Genomic DNA, 21,820 nt, shown 5'->3' on the forward strand with positions numbered 1-21,820 from the left:
CACGACAAACTTATCTTGGTTCAGAAATCGGTGCCACCGAGGTTGTTTTCCCAACGATGCATCCGTTGAAACACTGCAGTCCAAACCGTTTTTCATCTCCAGATAAAAGGTGAAAAAACTAGAACTTCCGATCCTATACCCAGCTCGCTTTTTGGAAAATCAATTTGTGCCCGATGATTAAGCTGATATCTGTTTACAGAATGGTGCACAACAAAATCGCCTCCAACAAAACACACTACTGAAACACAACCGCTCCCCTTCTATCGCTCTAATTCTACATCCATCATTCAAAATTCAAAATTTCAGACTTAAAATTTAAGATTACTACACCCGATTCATCCATCAGCTCCCACTATTCATCCAAAATTCAACATTCAAAATTCAAAATTCAAATACCTTTGCGCCATGCTAACAATCAGCCAACGCGGCTATGAAATGCCCGCCTCACCCATCAGAAAACTTGTTCCTTATGCTGAACAAGCCAAGAAAAAGGGGCTCACGGTGTTCCACCTGAACATTGGTCAGCCCGATATTGAAACGCCCAAACCGGTATTGGATGCCGTGCGGCACTCCGATTTTAAAGTACTGGAATACAGCCACAGCGCAGGCAACGAAAGTTACCGGAAGAAACTGGTGCAGTACTATGCCGGGAAAGGCATTGACGTGAACCACCAGCAGATCATTGTTACCACAGGTGGTTCCGAAGCCATCCTTTTCGGCTTCATGGCCTGCCTCGATCCGGGCGATGAAGTAATTATCCCCGAACCTTTTTACGCCAACTACAACGGATTCGCGGTGGAGGCCGGCGTGAAAGTGGTACCGATCACCGCTTCAATTGAAACCGGATTCGCCCTGCCTCCCATCGCCGATTTCGAACAAAAAATCACCCCGCGTACCAAAGCCATCATCATTTGCAACCCGAATAACCCTACAGGTTATTTGTACAGCAGGGAAGAACTGGATACCCTGAAGGAGATTGTGAAGAAACACAACCTTTACCTGTTCTCTGATGAAGCTTACCGCGAGTTCTGCTATACCGGTACCCATTTCAGCGCGATGCAGCTGGAAGGGATCGAAGATCATGTATTGCTGATGGACACCATTTCCAAAAGGTACAGCGCATGCGGCGGAAGAATCGGCGCGTTGGTCACCAAAAACCAGGCGGTTCTGGATGCTGTAATGAAGTTTGCACAGGCCAGGCTCAGCCCCCCTTCCTTCGCACAGATCGCAGGAGAAGCCGCGATTGACCTTCCCGAAAACTATTTTGACACCATTAAGGAAGAATACCTGAAGCGCAGGGATGCGGTGGTTTCAAGGCTGAACGCCATGCCGGGCGTAACCTGCCCCAATCCGGGCGGCGCTTTTTACGCGGTAGTGGAACTTCCTATCTCAGACTCGGACCATTTCTGCCAGTGGCTGCTGGAATCTTTCGAACACAACGGCGCCACAGTAATGATGGCCCCTGCAACCGGGTTCTATCAAACGCCGGGACTGGGTAAAAAAGAAGTCCGGATCGCTTATGTACTGAACGAGGATGCCATTCATAAAGCCATGGACTGCCTGGAAGCAGCACTGAAAGTGTACCCGGGAAGAACGTTATAATAAATTTCATTTCATCTCCTCAACCGGCCATCAGCAGTGGCCGGTTTTCTTTTACCTCAACAAACACATATAATTTAAAAATAATCTAATTATTTTTTAATCAAATATTCGTTTTTAAATTGAATAGCTTCTAAAATCTCACATTAGCGTAAAAAATATTTATCTGTTATAAAAGTTTTACTTTTCTTTGCTTCATCATCATCAAGCTGAACAGACTTTAATATCTACGCAACTATGTCAATGAGCCGTCGACTGGCCATGCTGCCCTTTGGGCTGCTGCTGGCCGTATTAGTTCTTAGTTTTATTTTTCCGGGCAACCCGGTGAATGGCATCAACCAGGAAGGAATTAGTTTTCCCGATACCGCCTGGATGCTGACTTCCACCGCCCTGGTACTGATCATGACCCCTGGTCTGGCATTCTTCTACGGAGGAATGGTGAGTAAGAAAAACGTGATTTCCACCATGCTGCAGAGTTTTATCTGCATGGCCGTGATCTCGATTTTGTGGGTGGTACTGGGTTTCAGCATGGCTTTTGGAGATTCCAACGGCGGTGTGATCGGAAACCCCGGCACCTTCTTTATGATGCAGGGCGTGCTGGGTGGAAAACCTTGGGAGTTGGCGCCCACTATTCCTTTGGTACTTTTCGCGATGTACCAGTTGAAGTTCGCCATCATCACACCCGCTTTAATAACGGGTGCGTTCGCGGAGAGAATAAGGTTTACATCTTATATATTATTTATAGTTCTTTTTTCGCTCTTTATTTATTGTCCGCTGGCACACGCCACCTGGCATCCGGAAGGCATCCTTTTTAAACTTGGCGTGCTGGACTTTGCAGGTGGAACGGTAGTACACATGAGTGCAGGATGGGCCGCGCTGGCAGGCGCTTTGTACCTTAAAAAAAGGAACGAGCCCTCCCACAATCCGGCACGCGTAACGTATGTATTACTGGGTACGGGTTTGCTGTGGTTCGGCTGGTTCGGTTTTAACGCCGGTTCCGCCTTTGGCGCAAACGGCCTGGCCGCCACCGCCCTCGCCACCACCAGTGCCGCCTCGGGTTCCGCCGCTTTCGCCTGGATCATCTTTGATGCCATCAGGGGTAGAAAGCCCTCAGCCATGGGCACCTGCATCGGCGCAGTGGTAGGACTGGTAGCCATAACACCGGCAGCCGGTTTCGTCACCATCTCCCATGCACTGGCCATCGGCATCATCAGCAGCATCGTGAGCAACCTGATGGTGGAACTGAGGACCCGCAGAACCAATATCGATGATACCCTGGATGTATTTCCCTGCCACGGTATCGGCGGTATTACCGGTATGATCCTTACCGGCGTGTTCGCCAGCAAAAACGTGAACGCGAACATCGCGGAGAATGGACTGGTGTACGGAGAAACACACCTGTTCAGTGTACACCTCCTCGCCATGGTGGGCGTTTCACTCTTCGCTTTCTTCGGCACACTGCTGCTGTTGAAAGTGACCGATCTCATCACACCACTCCGCGTTTCAGACGAGGAAGAGCGTGAGGGACTGGACCTCAGTCAGCATGGAGAAAGACTCTAGCTGACCACAAACAAGGCGTAGATATACAGTCATAATGGCAAGCAATCGTAGACTCCCCCCATTTCTATGGGGGGACCTTTTTAAAGCCATAAAAACATTTTCACTTACCGAATGGTTCCTTTTTAAACCTATCCTCCCTGTTACCAACCAACTGTTTTTCCGGGACAACCCGGACTTCAACCAACCTGTTTTAACCAAAACCAATTGCTTAGTTAAGCAAAAGCCGGATTCGTGTGGGATCCGGCTTCTTTATTTTGTGGAGATGAGATAGATGTATTTTCCTGTGATACCAACCGGCTGCTCCTCCCAACCACACAACACCTAAGAAAAATGCACAAATGCTTGCGGAAGCGTTGGCCCTGAATGATTAAAAACACCCTAAGGCGTGACATAGATCACAACCAGTAAGAAAAAATCAGGCTAACTATGCGGCATAAAAAACCGCTGTATGTCGCTCAAGCATCAAATCATCATTATAGGAGGCGGGAACGCCGGTATTTCCGTAGCCTCCAGGCTCCTGCTCCAAAACAACCTCCTGGACATCGCTATCGTGGAACCCTCCGATAAACATTATTACCAGCCCGCCTGGACCCTCGCGGGAAGCGGCGTATTCGATATCAGCAAAACCATGCGGAACGAAGCGGATGTAATGCCTGAAAACGCAAAGTGGATCAAAGGAAAAGTGAGCGGATTCGACCCAGAACATAACGCCATCACCCTGGAAGACGGTACACGACTGCATTATGATTTTCTCGTAGTGGCAGCGGGCATCCAGCTCAACTGGGATGAAATAAAAGGATTGAACGAAACATTGGGAAAGAACAACGTTTGCTCCAACTACAGTTATGACTATGCGCCGTACACCTTTGAATGCATCCAAAACTTTAAAGGCGGCAAAGCCATATTCCACAACCCACATACTCCCGTTAAATGCGGCGGCGCGCCCCACAAGATCATGTATATGGCTGCCGATTATTTCCGCAAAAAAGGTGTATTGGACAAAGCCAATATCCAATACTGGAGCGGCGGCACCAGGCTATTCGCCGTCCCCAAATATGAAAAGACGCTATTGAAAGTGTGTGAAAGAGCACATATCAATCTACACTTTATGGTCAAACTGGTGGAAGTGGATGGCCCCAACAAGAAAGCAAGATTCGTTGGTATCGGTGAACAAAATAAGGACCAGTCTTATGAAGTAGCTTTCGATATGCTGCATGTAACGCCTCCGCAAAGCGCGCCGGACTTTATCCGAAATAGCCCGCTCGCCAACAGCACCGGATGGGTTGATGTGGATAAATACAGTCTTCAGCATGTACGCTACGCCAATATCTTTTCACTGGGCGATGCAGCCGGTTTACCCACCAGCAAAACGGGCGCGGCCATCCGCAAACAGGCTCCGGTATTAGTAGAAAACCTGATCGCCGTTATGAACGGCCAGCCCGCCACTGCCCAATACAATGGCTATACCAGTTGCCCCCTACTTACCGGATATGGAAAACTGGTGCTGGCGGAATTTGATTATGAAAATAAACCGCAGGAAACATTCCCTTTCGACCAGAGCAAGGAAAGATGGAGCATGTATATTTTGAAAAGACATATACTTCCGTGGTTATACTGGGCGAAGATACTGCCCGGGAAGGCGTAGAGAAAAACAGTCGGGCCGACTTACAGGTTGCAACTCCAATGATGTGGCTATAATTGTCGAACATTTATAAGGATATTATGCACGACAACTTTTACATTTGTAATGCATTGATACCCCCCTGATAAAAAACAACGATAATTTTTATAACCATGAAAAAATTATACACTTTTTTGTTAGCCCTCTGCCTGAAACTCACAGTATTTGCTCAGTTAACCTCCGGCGATATCGCCTTTCTCCACGCCAATGCTGATGCCCCAAAAGACTTCTCATGGGTAGCGCTGGTAAACATTGCCGCAGGAACGGAGATATTCTTTACAGAAGACGGCTGGAACGGCACAGCCTTTTACCCGGCTATTACAGAAGCGCATATTTTATGGACATCCCCTATCGGCGGTATAACGGCCGGAACCGTTGTAAACATTGCGGAGACTGTAACAGCCAATACGTTTACCTGTTCGCACGGAACGGCTGTACTCGCATCTACTTCTACTGATACCTGGGACTTCAGCACAGCAGGCGATCAAATACTGGCATATACCGGTACAGTTCAAAACCCCACCCAGTTTATTGCAGGTATTACTGTTGATTACAACCCCAGTACTTATAACACAACCACAATGTGGGGCAGCAACGGGTTAAGTAATATTACTTCATCAGCCCTACCGCCGGGACTTACCAATGGTGTGAATGCCATTGCCGTAATCAATGCTAATAATGGTACAGAATTAGATAATAACCGATACAATTGCTTTATAACCAGCGGCACCAAATCTCAGTTGCTTGCCGCCATTAACAATTACGTCAATTGGGAAGGAGACAATAATACTACTTACACGTCCTGCGCGACCTCCTTTACGGTGATACCGGACGCACTGCCTGTAACCCTGGCCGGCTTTACAGGCAAGATCGAAAATGAGGCGGTCCACCTGAACTGGCAAACCGCCCAGGAAATGAACAGCAGCAGATTTGAAATAGAGCACAGCACGAACCTGGTTACATGGAAACAAATAGGAACTTTGGCGGCAGCAGGCAACAGTGATATTTTGAAGGACTATTTTTTCGTCCATCAAAATCCGGTGCGAGGCAATAATTATTACCGGCTCCAAATGACCGATTTAGACGGCTCCCGCAAACAAAGTACTGTTGTCCGGATTGCTGCTGGTACAAAAAACACCATCAAAGTATATCCTGTACCGGCAACAAGCTACCTGGTGTTGGAAACGGATGCCTTTAGCCAGCCGCTCCCTTATACGATTACAGACTGGACCGGTAAGGTCATAAAAAAAGATGTTCTTAAAAAACACAGAGAACATATACCAGTGGCGGAGTTTAGCCCAGGACTTTATTTGATAAGACTAGCTGGTTACGAAGCAGCAAAGTTCCTGAAGCAATAGAAAAAGGTCACATTTCTTCATGGCCAGAACCGCGATGAACCTAAACCAACAAAAGCCTTAACTGGAGAGGATTCCGTAGCAGCAGGATTCATAGGGAAATTTTCACCACTGTGACCTTTCTAGCGACCTCAGCGTAAGAAAAAACAACATAAAAAAAGCCCGTAGAAGCAATATCTACAGGCTTTTTCTCTCTATCGTAGCGAGGAGCAGACTTGAACTGCCGACCTTCGGGTTATGAATCCGATGCTCTAACCAGCTGAGCTACCTCGCCAAAAGGAGTGCAAAGATAAAAGTATTTACCTTAAAACTCCATATCCTTCTCTAACTTTTTTTTACGGTTCATTTTCAATCAACTACCTGATAGTCAGGCATCCAGAAAATTGATTTCCACTGGTTCCGGAGAAGCGGCCTATTTTTTAAACAGCCAGTAATCAAAATTGAACAGCTTCCTTCCCGCAGTTACATTTTGTCCTTTAAAGGAAAAATACACATCATGTACCCCTGTAACCGGGCTAACCACCGCTTCCGTAAAAGTCTTCCAGGTATCCCAACCTCCTGTGCGCGACACATTGATGGCGGCTATTTTCGTTCCCCCCACACTATCGACATGCACTTCCAGCACCCCGCCACCCAATCCGGCGGCAATAGATGCGGTGAAACTTTTCGGGGATTCCTTTCCAAAATCTACATTGCGCACCTTGATGTAACCGCCATTCCTGATGTCGGACACAAAAACACCGGTTTTCGCGTGCTGATCCGTTTTGCAGTTCACCGACCAGGCGATGGTTTCGGCCTCCGTTTTCTGATAGGGATTCAAGACATCCACCGGCGCAGGGCCTTCCTTCGAAATATTGATCTGTGGAATGGTACCATCAGGGTTATAACTAAAAGATTCTATCGAACTGGAGCGCCCGTAACTACCACCACCTTTCAGCAACGCAGTATGGTAAAACAGGTACGAATTCCCTTTGTAGTCAATGATTCCACCGTGGTTGGTAAAACTATTGGTCGGCTGCTCTGTCATAATCTTGCCCTTATACACCCATGGACCTGTGGGACTTTTACTCATCGCATACGACAAACATTCCTTCCCCTTCTCCATGCCGGCATACATCATATAGTAGTTGCCGTTCCGCTTATAAAACCATGGCCCTTCTACATACATATCCTTGATTTCGGGCCTTTTTTCATTGGCGTTTGCTGCATTGCCATTGCCCCGGGGCGGCCGCACGCCACCAAAAGTTTCAACAGTTTGAGGGATTTCATTGATGGCTCCGGAATAAGAGATCATGTCCTTGTTCAACTTTACATAATACAGGTTCGGGTTCCCCCAATAGAGATAAGCCTGCCCATCGTCATCCACAAAAACCGTGGGGTCGATATTGTACCAGGTTCCTGTGGTGATCAGCGGTTTGCCGAGTGCATCCTTAAAGGGGCCGGTGGGACTATCGCCTACGGCAACACCAATAGACATATTGTTTTGTTCCGTCTGCACACAGATGTACCAATAAAATTTTCCATTGCGTTCAATACATTGCGCGGCCCAGGCCCGGTCGCGTGCCCAACTGAAAGATTCCAAAGCCAGCGGAATACCGTGATCCGTCCAGTTCACCATATCGGATGAAGAAAATACGCGCCAGCGGGTCATGTAATAAAAATCAAATCCGGGAATATCATCACCCGTGTACATATATACTTTGTTGTTGTACACCATTGGTGCCGGATCAGGTGTGTAGGAAGTTTGAACAACAGGATTCTGCGCATTGGCATGCAACGCCGTAAACGAGATGGCGAGGGCCATTAAAGCATTCTTTTTCATATTGCGTTTGTTGAGCATCGTTAGATGGTTTATGAAAGGGTTATCGATAAGTAACGACCGGTTCATGCGAAACCTTTTTCAGAATGAAATCGGTTACATTGTTTACCGGAACGCAATATAAAAAATAAATGTAAGAAGTACATTTATATAAGTTTTTTCTTGAAGAAGGTGCATATAAAACAAAACCAGCGGAGAGAACTCCGCCGGTATAATCGAAATTGCCATATAAGAAAATCAATACCCGAAATTCTGGGAAAGATTTTTATTGATGTCTCGCTCCGATTGCGGGATGGGCCATAACTCGTTGGTTCCCGCGATAAAGTTTCTTTTGTGCAAGAGGAAATACCCTTCCGCGTCCACCGGGAACTTTGTATAGCTGGCGGGATTGGTGGTCAGTTTCATGCCGGTGAACTGCCTGTTCAGTTCCTGTGCCGCAATGCCCCAGCGCAGGATATCATAGTACCGCAATCCTTCGAAAGCGAACTCCACCCTTCTTTCCCTGCGGATGATCTTCATGAGTTCCGTGGTATTCGTAGTGGTAACGGCGGGCATGTTAACGGTACCCCTTCCCCGAACCAGGTTGATGGTATTGTTAAGCAGAGACTGGTCTATTGTTTTCCCTGCTTCCACCATACTTTCAAGATAACTCAACAGCACTTCGGCGTAACGGATGATGGAGAAATTCCCACCGTAGTTCATCAGGTTACCCGAGAAACCTTCGTCCATAAATTTACTGATGCAATACCCACTCCATACCGCATATTTATTCATTCTGTCGGGTGAGGAAGTGGAATCGGGATGCGCTTTGTACACCTGTCCTTTAAACACGGACCTATCGGAAATAAGAAGCGTATAATCAAGGCGGGGATCCCGGTTATCATAAGGCTTATCCGGATTATACAAAGGAGATTCGGTTACCGGTTTGCCATCAGTACATTCAAATTCTTTCGCCAGTTCGTTGTAAGGAGAAAACTGGTGCCAACCGCCCCATGCTTCGGGATAGAGATATTGCAGCATCACGTGACTGTACACATCCTGCTGGAATTGTGAACTGAGTACCACTTCATTGTTCAGTTCATTGGCCTGCCAGAAAAGACCTTTGTAATATGGTTGAATGCTGTAAACATTGTTGTCGATGATGGTTTTGTAAGTTGTTACCGCATCTTCCCATTTTTTAGCGGCCATCTGAAGCCGTCCGAGAATGGCGAGCGCCGCACCTGCCGTGATGCGGCCATTTTCAGCTGCCGGTCTTGAAGGCGGTAATACCGGAGCGCTTTCCTTCAATTCTTTTTCCGCGAAGGCCCATACTTCATTTTTAGGCGTTCTGGAAACACTGTTCGCCTCATCTACCGTAAGCACTTTCGTAACCAACGGCACATCACCAAAATACAAAGCGAGGTTGAAGTATTCGTATGCCCTGAGTGTTCTTACCTCGGCCGTAAAGATGGCTTTTTTATTGGCATCCATGGTGATGGCGTCGATGTGCGACAGAAAGTTGTTGCAGGTCGCGATTTTCGCGTAGGAATTCTGCCAGTAGCCGCGTGTCACCCAGTAATCGGAAGTAAGTGTGCCATCCGTTACATGGTCGGGGATCAGTTCTTTTTCCGATCCGTTGCCGGCCATCAGGTCAAGGTAAAGCAAACCTCTGGGCATCCAGAAATCTTCTCCTTTCCAACCGCCACCAGTATTGTAACACCCTACCAGCGCCAGTTGCGCATCGTTTTCCGTTTGCCAGAACGTGGCGTCGGAAACGGCATCCAGCGGTTGTTTGTCGAAAAAATCTTTCTTACATCCGGCCATCCACATGGTCATGATCAACAGAAGGGTACCGAAAGTATATTGTTTTATGACAAGTAATTGTTTCATGATTTTTCTTTTTAATCCTTAGAATTTCACATTCACACCAAAAGTGTACACGCCGGTGATGGGATAGAACGGGCTGTTATCACCTGTAGACTGGCTCATTTCCGGATCCCATCCCTGGTAGAAATTGTTGAGGGAGAAAAGGTTCTGACCGCTGAAGAATATGCGGCACCTTTCAATACCCGCTTTTCCAACCACCGAGGCGGGAAGTGTATAGCCCAACTGGATATTTTTCACCCGGAGGAAAGACGCGTTCCTGTTCCAGAAAGTGGAAGTAAGAATGGTTCCGCTACCCATATTCAGTTTACTCATTTTAATATACTGCGCATTGGGATCAGGATTGTCTGTGGTCCAGCGGTTATCCGCCTGCCAGCGCTGCACCTGGCCGCTGTTGTAGAAGGCGAAAGCCTGGTAAGAACCCATTTGTTTTTCGAAGCCGCCCAGCCCATGCAGCAATACCATCAGATCGAACCCTTTGTAATCCGCTGTAAGCGTGGCGCCGAAAGAATATTTAGGGAACGTGGAACCTATGATCGTACGGTCGTAAGTGGCATCCACTTTTCCGTCGGGAACACCATCGGGGCCGCTGATGTCTTTGTATTTCACAAAACCTGGTTCAGCCGCGTAAGGTTGCGATGGAGACCTGGCAATATCGGCGGCATCAACAAATAATCCATCCGCAACATAACCGTAGATCACATTCATCGGGCTGCCCACAAAAAGTCCTTTGCTGATATCTTCCTCCAAACCACCGCCCAATTTGGTGATGTTGTTCTTTACATAAGAGAAGTTGGGCGACACACCAAAGTTGAAATTCCCTATTCTGTCCCGGTAATTCAGCAACAATTCAAAGCCGGTGTTCTTCACTTCCCCCGCATTCACTTCCGAAGTACCCAGCCCCAGCACGCTTGACACCGTTACATTGTAGAGGATATCGGATGTTGTTTTATTGAAGTAATCGAAAACCAGTCCCAGTTTACCGCCGAAGAAATCCGCATCTAGTCCTATATCCGTCACCTGTGTTTTTTCCCAGGTGATGTCTCCGTTCGCAAGTGTGGTTACCCTGGCGCCGGAGGCGAGTGTGCCGCCGAAAGTATAGTTCTGTCCCAGGCTCAACAGGTTCTGGTACGGATAATTTCCTACGTTCTGGTTACCCAGCTTACCCCAGGAAGCCCGGAGTTTAAGGTTGTTGATCCAGGATACATTATCGCGTACAAAGTTTTCTTCAGAAATTCTCCAGCCTGCGGAGAAGGAAGGGAATACGCCCCATCTTCCCGCTGAGGGGAAACGTGAAGTACCATCGTACCGCGCGTTGGCTTCAAACAGGTATTTCCCGTTGAAAGCATAATTGAGCCGTCCGAAGTACGAGCGCAACGCCCATTCGGAACCTGAACCGAAAGCCTGCATGTTGCCTGCCGCCCCGGCGTTGATTTCATACAACTCGTTGTTGGGGAAATTATCCCTGAATGCACGGATCCAGTCTTCCCGGAATTCTTCTTGTGAGAAGCCCGCGAGCCCACTGATGGTATGGTCACCAAAGGTTTTGGTATAGTTGGCGAGTGCCTGTAATGTCAGCAATGAATTATCGCCGGACTGAACAGACAGGTTACTGGGGCCTACCGTTTTGAACTGATCGAACACGAAAGAGGATGCAAAGCTATTGTCGGTGTAATTCGTATAGTTATAACCCGCCTTTCCGGTTAGTGTGAATCCCTTAAACGCTTCCCAGGCCAGTTCCGCGCCACCCAGGAAAAATTTGTTTTTACGGTTCACGAAGGATTTACTGTCCAGCCAGGCTTCAGGGCTGTAGTTGTCCTGGTAGCCATAGGTACCATCCGATTTCTTCCCCGCGAAGATGGGCCCCTGCCTTACGGCAAAGCCGATCATGCTGGTCATTTCACCATCATATTGCCTGGGTTCATCGGTATTGGCCGCGTTGCCACTCAGGTTCACGCGCAGCGTAAGGTTATCCTTTAACTTACTGTCGAAGTTGAGGAGGATATTGTATTTGTTGTATGTATTCTTTCTAACCAGTCCATCCTGCGACAAATATCCCACGGAGAACAAGTAAGTATTTTTCGCGTCGCCTCCTGTAAAGCTCAGGTTATGGTTGGTCTGAAATCCTGAACCGGAGTTGAGCAGGTTTTTAAGATGGGGTACGTTGGGGAAATTATCCGGGTCGGAGCCGTCACGGAACTTCTCGATATCGCTGGCGCTGTAAGTTGGTGATTGTCCGGCATTCACATTGGCTTCATTGGTAAGCGTGGCGAATTCCCATGAGGGTACAAAATCGGGCAGCTCTGTTACCTTCTGCCAACCTACATAACTGTTATAACTCAATTGCAGTTTACCGCGTTGCCCTCTCTTAGTTTCGATGAGGATAACGCCGTTGGCGGCGCGTGTTCCGTAGATAGAAGCGGACGCCGCGTCTTTGAGGATAGAAATACTCTTGATGTTGTTGGGATCCACATCATTGATGGAAGAAGCGAGTCCGTCCACCAAAATCAGCGGACTATTTCCCGCTCCGGAAAAGGTACCTAATCCACGGATCGTGATACCCGCCCCATCGTTACCGGGCCTGCCGGAACCCTGAGCAATGGTCACACCGCTGGCCAGTCCGGCCAAGGCTTGTGAAGCCTGTGTAATGGGTCGGTTCTCAATATCTTTAGCGGACACGCTGGATACCGCTCCCGTAAGGTTCACCTTTTTCTGTGTGCCGAATGCCACCACCACCACATCATTTAAACTATTCGCGACAGGCGCAAGCACCACCGTAATGGTTGCCGCGCTGGTTAAGGGCACCTCCTTTGTTTCGTAACCAACGGCGCTTACCACCAGCACACCTTTATCGCCGGGAATATTCAATTCAAAAGCCCCATCGGCGGAAGTCGCGGTACCAATACCACTTTCCTTCTCCTGAACGGTGGCTCCTTCCACCGGGGCGCCATCGGAGGAAAGCACTTTACCGGTCACCGTTCGCGCCACGGCTGGGCCGGCATCGGAAACGGCAGAAACAGCCGTCATCCTGGTAAGAAAAACTCGTGCGCGTTCGTCTACCTCCACCTTTATATTCAGGGGCGTGAGTATGCGCTCAAAGAGTGTTTCCAGGCGTTCCTCTTTCGCTTCCACCGTGATCCGCCTGTCGGTCCTGATCAACTCGGGACTGTAATACAGGCGCACACCGGTTTTCGTTTCCACCTCTTTTAAAACATTTTTTAACGCGGCTTCCTTCACGGAAAGCGTCACTTTTTTACTGAGCGGCGACTGGCCCAGGGTTTCGCTCGCAAACGAATTGAAGAATGTGAGCAATACGACTAGCGGAATGATAGAAATTTTCATAATGGCGACACCAATGGAAATAATTGAATTTCTCATAAATTGCAATCGTTTAGTTGATTGTTGAAGATTTACTGAACAGCCGTACGGCGCAACCACGCTTAGTACAGCACAGGCCTGTAATGCGACCAACATTGCGGGCCTTTTAATTAATAAGATGTTCTTTTACAACAGTTGTTTTGGTTTTATAGTGAGGAAATAAAATACTTTTCTTATTTACATCCTTTTGAAGACACCACCACATTACCATCCACCACCTCGTAGCGGGCGTGAATAATACGGCATATCACCTTCAGTTTTTCGTAGAACGGCTCATCCTCCAGAACGGCCGTTACCGAACAATCCGACATGACGCTTTCCTCAAAAAGAATGGGAATACCGTAGGCCTGCTCCAGGTGCTGAAACACTTCAGCGGCGGGCGTTGCTTCAAATCGCGTTATAACACTGTTTTTTAACCCAACCGGAACTTCCACCACATTTTTTTCCAGCGTCATGGTTCTGGCATTCAGTTTCACCTGCTGATTGGGCATCAGCAATATGCCTCCCGGCATCCTGCCGCTCTTTTTTGCCGCAACAAAAACTTCCGCTTTAAAAACGGAAACCTTTCCACTTTTTACTTTCACGCCAAGCTCGTTTGTATTGGCACCAGCATTCACCCAAAAGCTTGTTCCCAATACCCTGGTCACCAACTTGCCGGTGTACACTACGAATGGATGATCCTGGTCTTTGGTGACGTTAAAAAACGCATCGCCTTCCAGGAAAACCGCTCTTTCACCACCAGGATCCTGCATATTGCTTACCAGTCTTCCGCCTTTCATCAGCTCTACTTTTGAGCCATCTTTCAGCACCACGTGCAGGGTGGTATCCGTATTGTTCACATATTCCACGTTTCCGCCAGTTGTCGCGGCACGAAAAGAAGCCAGGGAAAGTTCCTGCGGAGCAGATTTATTGTAGTAGCCCTGAACAGCCAGCCAACCGGCCAGCAATAAAACACAGGCGGCGGCCCACCAGTATTTCCTGACCAACGGCCTGGCCTTAAAGCCTTCAGCAGACGGGGGTTCTGGTAGCGTTATGGTCAGAGACGGCGCACCGTTGTTTTCTTCTTCCGCTGCTTCTTCTTCGGCGATGCGCGCCATCAGTTTCTCAACCTCCCATTCCACTTCAGCGGCCGGCACTTCTTCCTGCGCGGAAATAAGTGTACGCACCACCAGGTTTGCCGTGGCCACCCATTCTATTTTGTCGGGATTTTCAGCCAGCCATTGTTGCCATAAAACGGCATCCTCCTCGTTGTTGTCGAGGATCCATCTTCTGAAAGAAGCGCTGGCTATAATGTCGTCGATATTCCTGATGATCGGCTGCGGCATCGTAAAAAATTACTGTAGTCTCTATGGTAATACACCGGCAACAGGAATATCTAACTATATAAGTTGGATTTTTTCAGAAAAAATTTCAGCATAAAGCAGCATACAAACCCCTATGCGGTATTGGCCGTGCCTTCACAACAAAAGGAAACAAACCTGTGAGCCCTGGTCCACCTTACTTGCCACTTCTTGCTTGCGAATGAATTTTGTAAATTTGCAGCGCAAATCTGTTTTGTTGACGTTAGTGCTTACTTAATTTCTGTGCTTTGATTGTCGGTTCCACATCTGGCTACCGGATATATACGGTGATTTCGGGCAAAGACCTTACATCGACAAAAGAATAAATTACAAAATACCATAATGCAGAAAAGATTCTTGTTAATCCTTTTAATTTCAACTTCAGTTTTCTCACACGCACAATACAAAGTGAATTTCACAGAAAAATTCAAAAAAGCGAATCAGGGGAAATATAAAATTGAAATCAATGAAGTAAAGGAGCTGGTTCAAATCATGATCGCCATCACCGCATCTGGTTTGGAGAACGACGATATGGTAGAGCAGAAAGGAACATATTATCAGGATGTTATCCAGCACTTCAAACCTTTTGCAAACGAAAAAATCATCCAAACATTCGACTCCCTGCTGGTCGAATCCATCTACAACTATATTTTTCTCACCGGAAACGGCATTTCCTACGATTTTAAAGGGAACAAACTGGTGAAAAACAACATCTTTGATTTTCCCGCGACTACAATTTCTAAGATTAAAATAACGGAAAACCCTATTTCGACTTACAAAACCGCAATCGAGGAGTTCGCCAGGAAATCGAACTTCAGGGCATTTTATAAAAAACACAAACCCTATTATGCAACCATTGTGTCTACTTATGAAAAGAACGCCAACCTGGGTAAACAATGGAAATGGCTGGAAAAAAATTTCAAAACAACGCAGAACAGTTACACTATTTTCTGCTCCCCGTTAATCAACAGCCTGAATTATACAGGTGACTTCGAAAACAACAATTTTAAACTCATCTATATGGTGCTGCCACCGGTTGACAAGCTGGAAAACCTCTCAGCGCGTGAAAACGAATTGCTCAATACGAGGGTGATGTTTACCGAAATTGACCACAATTATGTAAAGGCCCCAACGCTCGCGAATCAGGAAGCGGTCAATGAATATTTTAAAGACAGGAAAAAGTGGACAAATGAAGCCATAGAAGGTGTTTCCGCTTATCCCAACCCCGTAAAGGTTTTCGATGAATACATGACTTACGCCGTTTTTGTATTGTATTGCAAAGACACTTATGACGAGAAAGATTTTCAGGAAACCAAACAGAGCGTTATTAGCCTGATGAAGGAAAGAGGCTTTCCTAAAATGCAGGAATTCACTGATAAATTATTGAAAACGCGATCGGAGCATCCGGATAAAAAAATTGATGACATTTACCCTGAATTTTTGAAACAGTTCGTACAATAAACGACGGCTGGTATTGATGTACTAAGTGGGGGTCAAAGTTGAACATTTTCTACATACTGATCCTCCACCAGAGTAGTCTTGAAGGATAAGCATTCCAGATTTTTTCAGCAAAAAAATAATCCCAGGGCCAGGAACATCAGTTCATGCCCTTTCACATGAATGGAGAGGCGCTTCAGCCTGGCGATGGAAAGATGAAGCAGGTTATATACCGCCTGCCTGCTAAGCCCCATGATCCTGGCGATCTCATCATGGTCGGCTTCCAGGTAAAACCGGAGATAAATAATTTCCTGCTGGCGGCGGGAAAGTGTACCCAGGATGCAGAAAACAAGGGCGGATCGCGCATTGTTCTCTTCGCGCAGCGTTTGTAAAAGTTCAGGTGATTCCAGGTTGGCGGGGAGGAAATGTTCAAACTCAAGCGGAACGGCCTGGGTTCCTTTTTTTGCATTGAGCAAACGTTCGATTTTCCGCCGCAATGCTTTAAAAAGATAATTCCGGACAGATTGAGTTTCTCCTATTGTGGCCCTGTTTTTCCACAATACAAGGAAGAGTTCCTGTATGGCATCTTTCACCAATTCCTGGTCTCCGGTAAATTTCTTACCGTAATCGTACAACAACGCGTAGTGCTTTTTTACGAGCATTTCCAGGCACAACCGGTCTCCGTTTCGAAAACCTGTCCATAAAAACTCATCGCCGTTCCTCACTTCCATGGCAAACCTATTTAATGAACCAGGGGCATTCACATGCTACTGTAGGCAGGCATAACATCCATGCTTACAATACACAAACTTCCTGTTAATTCTTCAGAGCGGCATGTGGCATAGTCGCTAAAACTTGCACTATATTAACGTAGCAATCCTGAAGCCGGAATACTTTGATAAATTGCTTTTAAGTTAGATGAAGTTCCATTGTTGCCCTTGCAATATTTCATTACAATCGGCCATTTCATCCAACAATAATCCTTCAATAAACATAGAGCATGAAAAGACGGACTGTCATCAAAACTATTGCCGGCGCAGCGCCTGCAGCCTTTCTTTCCAGATTCCTCCAGGATGAACTGATCAGTTTTCTTCCGGCAGGCGAAGAAGCCTTTGCGAAAGGACCATTCAAACCCGATTGGGAATCCCTGAAACAATACAAAACACCCGATTGGTTCATCAATGCCAAATTCGGCATCTGGGCACACTGGGGACCGCAGTGTCAACCCGAACGTGGCGACTGGTACGCACGGCACATGTACGATGAAGGATCCGACCAATACAGGTACCATGTTGAAAAATATGGTCACCCATCCGAATTTGGTTTTAAAGATGTGATCCACGAATGGAAAGCGGAAAAATGGAACCCCGACGAATTGCTGGCGCTGTACAAAAAAGCGGGCGCCCAGTATTTTGTGGCCCTCGCCAACCACCACGACAATATGGACTTATACGATTCAAAGCACCAACCCTGGAATTCCGTTAAAGTGGGTCCGAAAAAAGACCTCGTGGGCGGATGGGCAAAAGCCGCCCGCAAACATGGCCTGCACTTTGGTGTTAGCGTGCACGCGGCCCACGCCTGGAGCTGGATGGAAACCGCGCAACGCTCCGATAAAAAAGGACCGAAAGCAGGCATCCCCTATGATGGCAATGTTACAAAAGCTGACGGCAAAGGAAAATGGTGGGACGGTATGGACCCGCAGGAATTGTATGCGCAAAACCACCCGCTGTCTAAAAACAGCGAAAACACCGGCACCATTCACAGCCAATGGAACTGGGGCAATGGTGTTACGCCACCCAGCAAGGAATATTGCGAAAAGTTCTACAAACGAACCATCGAACTCATCAACAAATACGATCCCAAACTCGTGTACTTCGATGATACGGCGCTTCCGTTATGGCCCGTAAGCGATGCGGGATTACGCATCGCCGCGCACATGTACAACCGCAGCATCAAAAAACACGGCAAACTGGAAGCGGTAATCAACGGAAAAATCCTGGACGAAGAACAACGCAAAACAATGGTATGGGATATTGAACGCGGACAAAGCGACAAGATCGAACCCCTGCCCTGGCAAACCTGTACCTGCATCGGCAGCTGGCACTACGACAGGAGAATCTACGACAACAATCATTATAAGTCCGCCCAAACAGTGATCCACATGCTGGTGGACATCGTGAGCAAAAACGGAAACCTGTTACTCAGCGTGCCGCTTCGCGGCGACGGATCCCTCGACGACAAAGCTAGGAAAACCGTGGAAGACATCGCCACCTGGATGCAGGTGAACAGCGAAGCCATCGTTGGTACCCGCCCCTGGAAAACCTTCGGCGAAGGCCCTTCCCTCGCGAAAGCCGCACCACTTACCGCGCAAGGATTCAACGAAGGAAAAGCCGGCCCCTCCACGCACGAAGACGTGCGCTTCACCAGCAAAGGAGATACACTTTACGCCATCGTGATGGGCAGACCAGCCAACAATGTTTTCCGCATCAAAAGCCTGAAACAGGGAAATCAGTTCGGTAAAACAATCGCCTCAGCCACCCTGCTGGGTACAGGCAGCGTGAAAATGACCAATGGCAGCGAAGCGCTTACCCTCGAAATACCCGCATCGGCACCGGAGCAGGTAGCCTATGTTTTCAAACTCAGTTAAAAAAGCAGGGCGTCCCGCAATGGGACGCCCTGTTATAAAAATGGGAAGACCTTGTATTCAGGATGCCGCTTCGTGGTGAAAAGCTTTTTTATATTCACGCGGCGACTTAAACATCACCTGTTTGAACTGGTGGTTGAAATGCGAAATATTATTGTAGCCGCACATAAAACTGATTTCAGACACCGTGAGGTCATCTTCCAGCAACAACCTGCACGCGTTCCACACCCTGACCTCCGTGAGAAACTGGAAATAACTTTTGCGCGTACGGCTCTTGAAAAACCGGCAAAAAGAATGTGGCGACATGTGCACCAGCGCCGCTACCGATTCCAGGGAAATCTTATCGCCATAATTGTTCATCGTATAATCAAACACCTTCGAGATCCTGGACTGGTCGGGAATACTCACATGATTGGAATACCCGTTTGAAGACAGTAATATACCGCCGTTATCGTCTGCCATACGTTCCAGCAAAGTGAACAGGAGAATAAGCCTTTTCACCGGTGTCGCGGCAACCATTTCTTCCATCAGCCCGGCCACCTCCTCACTTAAAGCACCTGTGAGCCTGATGCCATTGCAGGCAGCCTGGAACAATTTCCGGATAGAGATGGTTTCCGCGCCATTCAGGAAGGTGCCGCCCATAATTCCCGGTAAAAATTTCAAACAGACGGCCGTACCGTTATTCATCCCCGTTTCATCCAGCACCACTGGTTCATGGTGGAAACAATGCGGGAGATAAGGACCAAGCAAAAAGACATCTCCCTTACTGAAACGGCCCGCATGGTCGCCGATCAAACAAACACCTTCGCCTCTTTTCACATACACGATTTCCATCTCCGGATGACAGTGCCAGTTGTTCGCGAGGTCTTCCTCCAACTGCTCACGTACCGAAACACCAGCTTCCTGCACGGGCATTGACCACATCAGGTCCTGGGGCATATTCGCAAATTGTTTCTGATCCATTGCTTATAATTTTAGGACGCTACCGTATTCACAATTCGTATATTTTGTTCATGACCACCCATTTCTCCCCTTCCTTCGCAAAAGGAAGCGGACGTTGAAAACGCCACATCAGCTTTTCCCATTCCTGCACTTTGGGGTTAGCCGCATCCAGCATCGCCTTACGTTCAAAACTGAAAGTATCCTCGGTTTCCATAATCATGAACAAGCGGTTTCCCACGCAATAAATTTCCATTTGCCGTACACCGGCCGCCAGGATACTTTCGTTCACTTCGGGCCATCCGTTTTCAGCCTTATGCCATTCCCGGTACGCCGAAATCAGGTCCGGATCATCTTCGAGGTCAAGGGCCATGCAATAACGTTTCATGGCCACCAGGATTTAGATGATAAATGAACACCCTTATGTTGTGCGGAAACACAGTACCGCACATCGCTGTACATACGGCTGTTTTTGAAAAGAAGCGGGAAATAAACCATGGGCAGTGGCTGGAGATATAGCATCGCAAATCGTTTTAATCAGAACATCGCAGTGGTCAAAGTGGCGCCAGTTTATACATATCCGTTTTACGTTAAAGTCAACCAACCGCCGTTTCCATCAGCAAAGCAAACTCACTTAAAGTAAAACACACATGAACGCTGCAATTACAACATTGAACACACAACAAATTTATCGTCCCATCCATTGCTATCTTTATCCTAAACAGACTTTTTATTATACAAAAGAGACTCACCCCTTAAAGAAAGGTTAAAAGCAACGCAACCGGAACAACTTTATGCGGCATCGCACACAGGCAACAATACAGGGCGAATCTTACCAGCACCAACCCACGTTCCCCCAAAAAAAATTTGCAGTAACCGATCAAAACAATAGTTTTGAAACCGATTGCATTTTAGAGGCGCGGGTATTTTTTCCCTTTGCCGATCAGAACCTGCCTCACCAGTTACGCCAATGGATGCACTGCTATTTTTTTAACCATAATACCAACGTTCATTTACCATCACCGGTTAACCTTCAAATCAAAACAGCCATCATGAAAGTACTAACGATCGCACTGCTTCTGTTGTCCCTTACCGGGAGCCATTGCTTCGCACAAAATGAGGATACCACACAATCGCAACGCGCCGTCACCAATGCGCCTGGGTTTGTTTACCCAAGGATCGACAACCAGTTGCGTGGCATCTTCCGCTTCAAAGCGCCTGAAGCCAAAAAGATTCAGCTTGATCTCGGAAAGAAATACGATATGGTAATGGGAGCAGATAGTTTCTGGACCATTACCACGGCACCTTTGGCCCCAGGGTTCCATTATTATTTCCTGTGGATAGATGGCGTTCGCGTAGCCGATCCCGCCAGCGTATCCTACTTTGGAACGGGCAGGTGGACCAGTGGCATTGAAGTGCCTACCGGCGAAGACTTTTTCACCGCCAAACAAGTGCCACACGGTGAAGTGCGCGGTGTTTACTATTACTCGAACACTATGAAGGAAACCCGTCGCTGCTTCGTGTATACCCCACCGGGATACGATGCCGACCCTAAAAAAAGATACCCGGTTTTATACCTGCAGCACGGCATGGCGGAAGATGAAACGGGCTGGTCCACCCAGGGCTATATGAACTTCATCCTCGACAACCTCATCGCCGAAGGAAAAGCCAAACCCATGATCGTGGTGATGGAAAGCGGCAACATAGAAGAAGCTTTCCGTCCAAAGCCGGGAGAAGATGTAAATGAAGCCAGAAGCAGGTTCGGCGCCTCTTTCACGCCTATGCTCCTGAACGACCTCATTCCAATGGTTGATAAAAACTTCCGCACACTTACCGACCGCAACAACAGAGCCATGGCCGGATTGTCCTGGGGCGGCTTCCAGACCTTCCAGATTACCCTGAACAACCTGGACAAATTCGCTTACATCGGCGGATTCAGCGGAGCGGGCATGTTCAACGTACAAACAGAATTAAAGACCGCCTACAACGGCGCTTTCAGCGACCCGGCCGCCTTCAACAAAAAAGTAAAAGTGCTGTTCCTCGGCATCGGCACCGAGGAAGGACAACGCATGAAAGCGCTGAGTGAAGGACTGAAGACCGCGGGCATCAACAATGTGTATTACGAATCCAAAGGTACCGCCCACGAATGGCATACCTGGAGAAGATGCCTCCACCAGTTCGCGCCACTGCTCTTCAAATAAACCA

The 21,820-nt window shown here is 47.6% G+C and carries 14 protein-coding genes and 1 tRNA gene; 7 read left to right on the plus strand and 8 right to left on the minus strand.

From position 1 onward, the window contains the following. The first annotated feature begins 405 nt into the window (after positions 1–405). From M4J38_RS11865 to M4J38_RS11880, 4 genes are all read left to right on the plus strand, one after another. The gene (locus M4J38_RS11865; RefSeq protein ID WP_251759817.1) at positions 406–1,602 is read left to right on the plus strand and encodes a pyridoxal phosphate-dependent aminotransferase; all 1,197 of its coding nucleotides are present in this window, start codon (positions 406–408) and stop codon (positions 1,600–1,602) included. Positions 1,603–1,842: 240 nt separating this feature from the next. Then, a complete protein-coding gene (locus M4J38_RS11870; protein ID WP_251759818.1) occupies positions 1,843–3,159 on the plus strand; it encodes an ammonium transporter in 1,317 nt (438 codons plus the stop codon). Positions 3,160–3,607: 448 nt separating this feature from the next. Then, on the plus strand, positions 3,608–4,804 hold the full coding sequence (locus M4J38_RS11875) for an FAD/NAD(P)-binding oxidoreductase (protein WP_251759819.1): 1,197 nt from the start codon (positions 3,608–3,610) through the stop codon (positions 4,802–4,804). Between the two features lie 149 nt (positions 4,805–4,953). Next, the gene (locus M4J38_RS11880; protein WP_251759820.1) at positions 4,954–6,198 is read left to right on the plus strand and encodes a T9SS type A sorting domain-containing protein; all 1,245 of its coding nucleotides are present in this window, start codon (positions 4,954–4,956) and stop codon (positions 6,196–6,198) included. Positions 6,199–6,395: 197 nt separating this feature from the next. Here the strand turns inward: M4J38_RS11880 and M4J38_RS11885 are convergent. The 5 genes from M4J38_RS11885 to M4J38_RS11905 all read right to left on the minus strand — a co-directional run bounded on the left by M4J38_RS11885 (position 6,396) and on the right by M4J38_RS11905 (position 14,580). Then, positions 6,396–6,469 (minus strand) — tRNA-Met (locus M4J38_RS11885). A 138-nt stretch (positions 6,470–6,607) separates the two neighbouring features. Next, positions 6,608–8,017, minus strand: a complete 1,410-nt coding sequence (locus tag M4J38_RS11890; protein ID WP_251759821.1) for a glycoside hydrolase family 43 protein — start codon at positions 8,015–8,017, stop codon at positions 6,608–6,610. 234 nt (positions 8,018–8,251) lie between these two features. Next, a complete protein-coding gene (locus M4J38_RS11895; protein WP_251759822.1) occupies positions 8,252–9,883 on the minus strand; it encodes a RagB/SusD family nutrient uptake outer membrane protein in 1,632 nt (543 codons plus the stop codon). Between the two features lie 18 nt (positions 9,884–9,901). Then, entirely contained in the window at positions 9,902–13,255 is a 3,354-nt protein-coding gene (locus tag M4J38_RS11900) for a TonB-dependent receptor (RefSeq protein ID WP_251759823.1), read from the minus strand. Between the two features lie 173 nt (positions 13,256–13,428). Beyond that, positions 13,429–14,580 (minus strand): FecR family protein, encoded by a 1,152-nt coding sequence (locus M4J38_RS11905; RefSeq protein WP_251759824.1) that lies wholly within the window; start codon positions 14,578–14,580, stop codon positions 13,429–13,431. Between the two features lie 357 nt (positions 14,581–14,937). Between M4J38_RS11905 and M4J38_RS11910 the strand changes: the two genes are divergently transcribed. Continuing rightward, complete coding sequence (locus M4J38_RS11910) at positions 14,938–16,056, plus strand: DUF4932 domain-containing protein (RefSeq protein ID WP_251759825.1); 1,119 nt, start codon at positions 14,938–14,940, stop codon at positions 16,054–16,056. A gap of 104 nt (positions 16,057–16,160) precedes the next feature. Here the strand turns inward: M4J38_RS11910 and M4J38_RS11915 are convergent, their stop codons facing one another. Further along, positions 16,161–16,763 (minus strand): RNA polymerase sigma factor, encoded by a 603-nt coding sequence (locus tag M4J38_RS11915; RefSeq protein ID WP_251759826.1) that lies wholly within the window; start codon positions 16,761–16,763, stop codon positions 16,161–16,163. 269 nt (positions 16,764–17,032) lie between these two features. Between M4J38_RS11915 and M4J38_RS11920 the strand changes: the two genes are divergently transcribed. Beyond that, positions 17,033–18,679 carry an alpha-L-fucosidase gene (locus M4J38_RS11920; RefSeq protein ID WP_251759827.1) on the plus strand — a complete coding sequence of 549 codons (1,647 nt, stop codon included), beginning with the start codon at positions 17,033–17,035 and terminating at the stop codon, positions 18,677–18,679. 57 nt (positions 18,680–18,736) lie between these two features. On the opposite strand, the gene M4J38_RS11925 is transcribed toward M4J38_RS11920, so the two are convergent. Continuing rightward, positions 18,737–19,639 carry an AraC family transcriptional regulator gene (locus tag M4J38_RS11925; RefSeq protein WP_251759828.1) on the minus strand — a complete coding sequence of 301 codons (903 nt, stop codon included), beginning with the start codon at positions 19,637–19,639 and terminating at the stop codon, positions 18,737–18,739. A 28-nt stretch (positions 19,640–19,667) separates the two neighbouring features. Then, a complete protein-coding gene (locus M4J38_RS11930) occupies positions 19,668–20,003 on the minus strand; it encodes an L-rhamnose mutarotase (RefSeq protein ID WP_251759829.1) in 336 nt (111 codons plus the stop codon). Positions 20,004–20,667: 664 nt separating this feature from the next. Here M4J38_RS11930 and M4J38_RS11935 point away from each other — a divergent pair. After that, on the plus strand, positions 20,668–21,816 hold the full coding sequence (locus M4J38_RS11935) for an esterase family protein (RefSeq protein ID WP_251759830.1): 1,149 nt from the start codon (positions 20,668–20,670) through the stop codon (positions 21,814–21,816). The last annotated feature ends 4 nt before the right edge of the window (positions 21,817–21,820 follow it).

Origin of the sequence: Parasegetibacter sp. NRK P23, assembly GCF_023721715.1 — a bacterium.
Taxonomy (GTDB): domain Bacteria; phylum Bacteroidota; class Bacteroidia; order Chitinophagales; family Chitinophagaceae; genus Parasegetibacter.